This window comes from Streptomyces sp. NPDC007856, assembly GCF_042868225.1.
Lineage (GTDB): Bacteria > Actinomycetota > Actinomycetes > Streptomycetales > Streptomycetaceae > Streptomyces.
On sequence record NZ_JBIAEC010000105.1, the window covers coordinates 1 to 1,659 of the forward strand.

At 67.7% G+C, this 1,659-nt stretch carries 1 protein-coding gene; it reads right to left on the reverse strand.

The window, feature by feature from the left end; genetic code table 11:
* A partial coding sequence (locus ACFYOH_RS44755; protein ID WP_388638112.1) for a helix-turn-helix domain-containing protein occupies positions 1-1,640 on the reverse strand: 1,640 nt, incomplete at its 3' end.
* Between the last annotated feature and the right edge of the window lie 19 nt (positions 1,641-1,659).

Sequence of the window (1,659 nt, forward strand, 5' to 3'; positions counted from 1 at the left end):
CCGTGTCCTGGAGCCCACACCCACCCAGGCCGCCGCTCACCCCCGGCCATCCCCAAAGCGCCACCCAAGGTGCCGGCTTCCGACCCGGGGGTAGGGGTGGTGAATACCCTGTTTGCGAGTGGGGCTGGGGTGATGCCGGCGGTGAGGGTGTGTTGGGTGAATGCGGTCCACAGGTGGTTGAGTGCATTCTCGTCCGCAGGGGTTGTTCCGGGGGTGTGGTAGGCGGTCAGGGCGCTGTTGATTTTCAGCGTGAGCGGATCGTGGGAGACCGTCTGCCACGCTGCGTTCGGGTCGGACAGCAGCGCGTGTGGTGCGATGTCGCGCAGCCGCTGCTGCAGTGCTGTTTCGAGACCGTTGCGCATACCGTCGCTGGTATCGGCCATCCAGACCTGGCTGCTCGGCTGCCCCGCGGGCGCAGGGTCGGTGATCGACCGTGCCATGAAGGCGTTGAGGCGTTCGGCGAGGTGGGTCTGTGCGGTCTGGATGCGGGGGTGGCCGGTTGCTGCTTGGTACCAGGGCTGGCTGGTGTGGGCGGGGTCTGTGGCGAGCCGGTGGAGCAGTGCCAGATACCGGTCACGAGCCTCGCCCTGCGGGGCGGTGCGGGTCTCCCAGAGATGGACAGTCTTCTGCGACACGTTGAGGATGGTGGCCATGGCCGACTGGGTGAGGCCGGGGACGCTCTTGCGGATGTCGGCGCGGGTTTGTGTGTCGGGGAGTTCCAGAGGCCGGGACGCCATGAAGGCGGTGAGGTGTTCGTTCTGGTCGAGGTGGGTCTGTGCGGTCTGGATTCGGGGGTGGCCGGTTGCTGCTTGGTACCAGGGCTGGCTGGTGTGGGCGGGGTCCGTGGCGAGCCGGTGAAGCAGCGCCAGATACCGGTCACCTGCCTCGCCCCGCGGGGCGGTGCGGATCTCCCAGTATGCGACAGTCTCCGGTGTCACGTTGAGGATGGCGGCCATGGTCGACAGGATGAGGCCGGGGACGCTCTTGCGGATGGCCTGGCGGGCTTGTGTGTCGGGGAGTTCCAGAGGCCGGGACGCCATGAAGGCGGTGAGGCGTTCGGCGAGGTGGGTCTGTGCGGTCTGGATTCGGGGGTTGACGGTTGCGGCCCGGTACCAGGGCTGGCTGGTGTGGGCTGGGTCTGTGGCGATCAGGTGGAGCAGTGCCAGATACCGGTCACGGACCTCGCCCCGCGGGGCGGTGCGGGTCTCCCAGTTTGCGACAGTCTCCGGTGTCACGTTGAGGATGGTGGCCATGGCCGACTGGGTGAGGTCGGGGACGCTCTTGCGGATGGCCTGGCGGGTTTGTGTGTCGGGGAGTTCCAGAGGCCGGGACGCCATGAAGGCGGTGAGGTGTTCGTTCTGGTCGAGGTGGGTCTGTGCGGTCTGGATTCGGGGGTTGACGGTTGCGGCCCGGTACCAGGGCTGGCTGGTGTGGGCTGGGTCTGTGGCGATCAGGTGGAGCAGTGCCAGATACCGGTCACGGACCTCGCCCCGCGGGGCGGTGCGGGTCTCCCAGTTTGCGACAGTCTCCGGTGTCACGTTGAGGATGGCGGCCATTTCCGACCGGGTGAGGCCGGGGACGCTCTTGCGGATGGCCTGGCGGGTTTGTGTGTCGGGGAGTTCCAGAGGCCGGGACGCCATGAAGGCGGTGAGGTGTTCG